The organism is Streptomyces sp. NPDC034086 (genome assembly GCF_055575515.1).
In genome coordinates, this window is record NZ_JBVISM010000029.1 from 24,770 (window position 1) to 31,020 (window position 6,251).

Consider the following 6,251-nt stretch of genomic DNA (forward strand, 5'->3'; position numbering starts at 1 on the left):
CAGAATGCCCAGGTCACAGGCCATCATGAACATCACGAACAGCCCAAACTGCGGTCGGTAAAGTCGCAGCGGAGAAGGACACCCTTCGGCCGCAGCTGACCGGCTGGCTCGAGTTCGCGGGCATCCCCGTGCTCATCGTCCGCGGCTTCAGCTCCCATTCCTATGCCGATGTCGTCCGCAACCGCGTCGCCCACGAACAGCGCGGAGCCCACCTTGCCGTGGTCGGCGACTTCGACTGCTCGGGCGAGGACATCGAGCGGGACTGGGTGGAGCGGACCGGCTGCTGGAGCTCGGTTACCCGGGTGCTGCTCACCCACGAGCAGGTCCGCGCGTACGGTCTCCCGGCGGCCGAGGGCAAGCGCGACGACCCGAGATGGCCGGCCTTCGCCCGCCGCTACGGCTTCGACATCGATCAGCCGGTGCAGTGGGAGGTGGAAGCGCTGGAGCCGGACGAACTCCAGCGCCTGGTCCTGGCCGCTGTCGACCCATACATCGACCGTGACGTCCTTGCTCGGGAGATTGCCCGCGAGGAGCAGCAGCGCGCCCTGGAGGAGTTCGCCGGCAGGTGGGACGCAGAGAGCGTTGAGCAGTCCTAAGCGTGGCTTGCGCGGGTGGGGTAAGGCGCAGCAGGACGGCCTGGAAGGTCAGCGTCGTCCGATGGTGCCGCGGACGAGGGCGCAGGGCATGACGCAGAAGGCGCCGAGGTTGGTGGCGACGATCAGGGTGAGGAACAGCCAGTAGGAGAAGCCTTGGCCGTTGGAGGAAGCGAGGAGCCACCCGTAGGTGAGGGTGGCGAGGATCCCGGTGCTGGCGAGTCCGGCCGCCCAGCCCGTCTTGCTCAGCCCGATGCCGAGACCGATGAAGGCCCAGAACAGGGCGGGGCCGGCGATGGCCGCGATGGCTAGGAACACCGGGAAGTCGATGTCCCGGCCGCTCATGTATTCCGTGAGCTCAGGTACCGAGATGAAGGTCATTAAGCCCATGTAGGCGACGGTGATGACAACGAAGGCGGCGGTGAGCACGCGGGCGGCGCGGGTGATGGGAGGGGTGTTCGCGGCGTCGGTCATGAGGCGGTGGGCTCCTTCCCCTACGGCGGGCAGGGCAGTCGGCCCCGCTCCGGTATAGCTGACGGGGACCACAGGGGTGCGTGCTTCCCGGCAAGGCTCCCCGGGGCCCGGTGATGAACAAGCCACTCGAAGCGGTGACGCGACACCGGCGACTGCAACCCCCGCTCGGGTCTGCAACACCGGCTCTGCAACGCGTGACCACGTTGCACATCTGACCTGCGAGAACACCGGCCGAAGGCCGGTCTGGGGCCCGCGTTGCAGCTCCGTGCTGCACCGCCGTCCGGTGCCAGGAGCAAGACGAAGGCCCCGGGGGTCACGACGCCCCGGGGCCTCCACTTCGCTGACCTCTCCGCTCAACGACGAGCCGGGCAGCCTGTCACGCCCAGTCGACGCCCAGCTGCGCGAGGGCGGCGTGTTGGTCGGTGGTGAGTTTGTCGCGTTGGGTTTTGGTGTTGGAGATCCGCACGCCCAACTTCACCACCACCGGTTCCGCCTCGCCGTCGACCGTGATCTCCTCGCCGTGGGCGCGGGGTACTGGCCGGTCCGCACCTTCCCTCTTGACCCACTGTGCGAGGGCGGCCAGGCCCCGCTGGAACGCTTGCTGCGTATTGCTCGGCCCCTTCGCCGTACGCGCGGCCACCGGGGCCGGAGGCGGCGCCTGGGCTGGCTCGACGCCCAGCGCCGTCAGTCGTGCCTGCTGTTCGGGCAGGAGCCGGGCCCAGGTGGCTGGCTGTTTCTGTTGCTGGAGCCATCGTCCGATGTCGTTGCCGTCCATGAGTACGCCGGGGGCGATGTCGGGCAGCTGTCCGTCGGCGTCGACGGCTCCGCCAGGACGCGGTGGTGGCGTTGCCAGTCCAAGGGGCCAGGGGCAGTTCCAGTCCTTGTCGATCGCGGCCAGGAATATCCGATCAACCGACCCAACCGACCTTCCAGACACCGCAGACCACCAAGCCTCGGACGCCGCAGTTGCCCCCTCCGCGACGGCAGACCGTGGTCGGCACTCATCGCTCGAGCCCGCTGACTTTCGGTGCGAGTTCGGCAGTCACCGGGTTGAGTACGCCGTGCCCGCCACGGCTACGGGTGGCGGCTTGGGTGACGCTGGTCGGGAGCGTCACGCCGGGCAGGAAGGCATTGGCCTGCGCTTTGAGCTTCAGTTCGCCGTAGCTCTTCGCCCTTGCCAGCTGGTCCACGGCTTGCTTGTGCGCCGCCTTGTGGCTCTCGGGCACGTCAATGGCGGCCAGTGCACCAGCGAAGCTCTGCGGGGACTTCGTGAAGGCGTAGTCGTCCTTGAACAGCTGGCAGCGAACGGGGTCGGCGGAGATGAGCTCGTGGATCTCCTTCGGCAGATGTTCGTGCGGGGGTAGCGGTGTCGCGAACTTGATGCCCTCCTTGCCGACGTTGGCTTTCTTGAGGAGCGCTGGCATCTCGGTCTTGCCGAGCACCGAGCCCCTGGTGACGTCGGCGGCGAAGGGGATCGCCAGGCCCTCGGTCGCCTGGGCAAACCGGTCCGAAAGTGAATCCCATGCCTGGCCGTGGACGGTGTCCAGTTCCACCGGATCGAAGTCGAAGTGTTCGACGAGACCTTCCCGCACATAACGATTGTCCAGGGCGTAGGAATTCAGTTGGTGCCCGGCCGGAGTGTCCTCCAAGACCTGCAGGCCGCGCGATTCGCCGCAGGCCCGCGCCAGGAACCGGTTCGGCACCGGGGTATCCGCGCCCTCGAGCTCGGACTCGTAGGACCAGAAGGCCCGGTGGGGGCCCCGGGCGTCATTGGTGACCGACTCGTTTCGCCCGATTCCCTCGATGAAGTCCGGCAGAGTTGGACCCCCGTCCGGATAGCTCGCCTGGTAGTCCCTGTATATCCTCTCCGCCACCTCGGCCCCTGCCTCCTGGTCTTTGGGAGTCGCCTCAGCATGCTGCTTCTGCAAGGCGAAGGCCCTGGCTATTTCCTCCGGTGTGGGAGGAGCATCGGGCCTCACAGCTGTTGCCCTGTCCCTTCAGGGGCGTTCACGCTGAGCCGAAGGCGTGAGCCGCCGGGCGTGTCGGAGGTCCACGCCGCGAAGGAGACCGACTGGACCAGCACGAACCACGGCTGGCCGGGGTGACCACCCGTAGGCTGCCAGAACGCCATGCGATACGGGGTGCGCGTCTTGAGGCGGTAGTCCCGGCTCGGCCAGAAACCGGTCAGCGGCGGCTCCGGGAAGTCCTGTGCGTCCCAGGGCCCGCTCCAGGCCGCCGGCCCCAGTACCCCTTCGGCTGCCATGAGAAACTCCGGCCACATCCTGGCGGCGTGCGCGAGGACCTCGGGGTTCTCCGCCGCGTCGGTCGCACCCACGTGCCACGCCCAGTGGGTGAGACTCTCGACCGGGTGCCAGTTGCCGTTCGCTTCGAGCGTCCACCTGCCCCCGGCGCTGCTGTGTACGACGAGGTTGCGATCCGCCGTCTGCGGCTCCCAGCCGTTACGCTGGCACCACGTACGGCACTCCGACGAGCCGCCCTGCGGCGGGCCCTGCCACACAGAGGTCCAGTCCAGACCACGCAGGCCCGCCAGCTCGGCGGCCAGGTCATGGGCCGTGCGGCCCGACGTCTCCGTCAGCATTGTCTTTCGGCTCCTTGTGTCAGACCCCAGCAGGCATTGTGGCACGCCGTCAGAGAAAACGATCATCCCAAGAGGGTTGTCGGCGCACGCTGTTGAATACGGCACCGGCACCCCGCCCCGCGCCGACGTGGACGTCCTCGTCAGCGGCGGCCGAGTCACCGCCGTTGGATACATCGCCTGGCACCCGAACCTCGTGTCGGGCCAAGGGTGCGCCGCAGAGGGGTGTCCCGTTTCGCCAGTGGTCGGCCGATCTGAGGGAAGATCAACTGCTCTCGTCCGATCAGCGCAGGAGCGAAAGCCGCCGCGCGGCCTCGCTTCGACTTCCGGGGTCCGTGTCCGATGACGCCAGCGTTCGAAAGGAGCTGATCAGCTTGTCGCCGCTCTCTCCGGTCGCTCAGCGCCGGTCGCATTCGAGTTCCGCAGCGAGCTGATCGGCGGTTCTGAGGAAGCCGCACGGGCCGAGAGTACGGCACGTGAGCCTGCCCGGTTTCTCCGAGTCAGCAGAGCCGCCGTGGTATCCGAGGTCACTCCGGCGTCCTGAGTGTCCAGCAGGAGTCGGCGTAGGGGCTTACAATGTCCCGGCAGGCCGCCTACCGGGCCGAATGGCTCTGTGCGGGTGATTGAGATCCGCGGGGAGGCCAGCACCGCGTCCCGGCTTGGTGCGTGCGCGGTGACCGCGACTCCGGTGATGGCCGTCGTGGCGCAGTCGATGAACCAGGTCACCCACGGGGTGGCCAGCTCGCCCTCCACGTCGACCTCGACCGGGATGTGCTTGTGGTCGCCCTCCCATACGGCGTTGCGGTGGGTCGCCGGCCACTGCCCGAACACGTCATGGGCGCGCCTGGCGGCTTCGACGTTCTTGAGTCCGGCCCGCTCGCCGCGGGTCAGGTCCCGTCGGATCGCCCGGTGCAGTGTGGAGAGCGACGGCGGGGCAGGCGCGCCCGGGTTTTGGCTGCCTGCTGCAACGGCTCGGCGTGGACGCGGGAGGCGTTGCCACCCCACAGGGCCAGCAGCCGCCTCACTTCCGTGGTGACACTGAAGTGCGAGGCCTCCATCCGGGCGAAACGGCGGTCTTCCCTGGCTGCGGCCGGCCACCGCCACACGGCCCGCTCCGACTTCCCCAGCGCCTGGGCGACCAGGCGTACGTGAGCGGGCGTCAGTTCACCTCGCCCATCGAGGTCCAGCAGGCGGGGCATCGTGGAAGCCCGTCCGGCCCGGGGCGGGAACACGGCGGCAGGGCTGCTCACAGGATCCTCGCCACTTTCCATCACACGCCGCCCCTCTCCGCGCCGAGCACTGGACGGCGCAGCCGGCCGCCCCGATTCCAGGTATCCCAGCCCTTCGGCACCCAACTGACCTGTATCGGCATACGACTGACAGCACCCACCGCCATCCGGTACAGCAAAGGGAGCCGGCGCATACGAGGTATGAAGGCCAGTCAGGGCCTGACTCCTGTCGGCAACCGGTGGTTCTGGTACGGGATGGTCTTTCCAGGTTCTAGCTCTGATTCAGGTTGAGTCAGATGGGCTGTGCCCCTGACCGGTGTAGTCGGCATGGGGCCGGAGAATGGTTCTGACCGTGGACGGTGTTAGCTTCCTCCGTGTGAGGGTCCACCAGGAGCAGACGAGGGCGGCCTATGACGGGGTCGTCGAGTTGTATGCGTCGATGTTCGCTAATCGGTTGGAGACGCAGCCGTTCGCGCGGGCGATGATCGGCATTTTTGCGGAGTTGGTGCGCGGGGTGGGGAATCTGCGGGTGGCCGATGTCGGGTGCGGGCCTGGACATCTGACGGCCATGCTGCATGATCTGGAGCTGGACGTCTTCGGGCTCGATCTTTCCCCGGGTATGGTCGACTATGCCCGGCGGGCTCATCCGGCACTGCGGTTCGACGAGGCGCGGATGGAGGCCCTGCCGGTCGAGGACGGCGCGCTCGGCGGCGTGCTGGCCCACTACTCCATGATCCACACCCCGCCTGGTGAACTGCCCGCGCTCCTCGCTGAGCAGGTACGCGTCCTGGCGCCCGGGGGCCTGCTCCTGGTCTCCTTCTTCGCGACCGAAGAGCCGGAGCCGATCTGCTTCGACCACAAGGTGGCCCCCGCCTACAGTTGGCCGGCGGACCGCTTCGCCGACTTGCTGACCGAAGCCGGGCTCGTGCCCTTTGCCCGGCTGCTCCACGATCCGGCCTCCGAACGGGGTTTCCTCGACGCCCACTTGCTGGCCCGCCTGGGTTAGAGGAGCACCGGGCCCGACGACAGGTCTCTTTACTGCTGCCAGCTCGGTCCCGCGGAGCGGGCCGTGGTCTGGAGGCGGAGCCGGAAGACCCAGGGTGGGGGAGCGAAGCGGACCCGCCCAACGGGCCAGAGGCCCAGACCCTGTGAAACAGGGTCACTCCCGCGCAGCGGGAACATCATGGCCCGCGAAGCGGGCCCGTTCGGGTGGAGCGCAGCGGAACCCGAACCGTCCGAAGCGCAGCGCAGGACACCGGCCCGAAGGGCCGGCCCTGAGCCCGCGAAGCGGGCTCCCCCCGAGCGAAGCGAGGGGGTTCGTTGGCACAGCGCGCAGCGCTGTGGGACCCGCTCCGCGGG

The 6,251-nt window shown here is 68.3% G+C and carries 5 protein-coding genes and 1 pseudogene; 2 read left to right on the top strand and 4 right to left on the bottom strand.

What is annotated here, in order from left to right:
- Positions 1 to 128 precede the first annotated feature (128 nt).
- Positions 129 to 596, top strand: a complete 468-nt coding sequence (locus ACZ514_RS31830) for a hypothetical protein (protein WP_469126291.1) — start codon at positions 129 to 131, stop codon at positions 594 to 596.
- Positions 597 to 644: 48 nt separating this feature from the next.
- Here ACZ514_RS31830 and ACZ514_RS31835 read toward each other — a convergent pair whose 3' ends face one another.
- The 4 genes and pseudogenes from ACZ514_RS31835 to ACZ514_RS31850 form a co-directional block, all read right to left on the bottom strand.
- Positions 645 to 1,067 (bottom strand): hypothetical protein, encoded by a 423-nt coding sequence (locus tag ACZ514_RS31835; protein WP_469126292.1) that lies wholly within the window; start codon positions 1,065 to 1,067, stop codon positions 645 to 647.
- Between the two features lie 376 nt (positions 1,068 to 1,443).
- Positions 1,444 to 1,965: pseudogene (locus ACZ514_RS31840) on the bottom strand (helicase associated domain-containing protein); the annotation flags it as partial.
- A gap of 103 nt (positions 1,966 to 2,068) precedes the next feature.
- Positions 2,069 to 2,995 (bottom strand): hypothetical protein, encoded by a 927-nt coding sequence (locus ACZ514_RS31845; protein ID WP_469126293.1) that lies wholly within the window; start codon positions 2,993 to 2,995, stop codon positions 2,069 to 2,071.
- A gap of 47 nt (positions 2,996 to 3,042) precedes the next feature.
- Complete coding sequence (locus ACZ514_RS31850) at positions 3,043 to 3,666, bottom strand: hypothetical protein (RefSeq protein ID WP_469126294.1); 624 nt, start codon at positions 3,664 to 3,666, stop codon at positions 3,043 to 3,045.
- Between the two features lie 1,566 nt (positions 3,667 to 5,232).
- Here ACZ514_RS31850 and ACZ514_RS31855 point away from each other — a divergent pair.
- A complete protein-coding gene (locus ACZ514_RS31855) occupies positions 5,233 to 5,898 on the top strand; it encodes a class I SAM-dependent methyltransferase (protein WP_469126295.1) in 666 nt (221 codons plus the stop codon).
- Positions 5,899 to 6,251: the final 353 nt, after the last annotated feature.

Coding starts and splice junctions, on each gene's coding strand:
- ACZ514_RS31850 (WP_469126294.1), bottom strand. CDS start 3,666: ATGCTGACGGAGACGTCGGGCCGCACGGCCCATGACCTGGCCGCCGAG.
- ACZ514_RS31855 (WP_469126295.1), top strand. CDS start 5,233: ATGGTTCTGACCGTGGACGGTGTTAGCTTCCTCCGTGTGAGGGTCCAC.
- ACZ514_RS31835 (WP_469126292.1), bottom strand. CDS start 1,067: ATGACCGACGCCGCGAACACCCCTCCCATCACCCGCGCCGCCCGCGTG.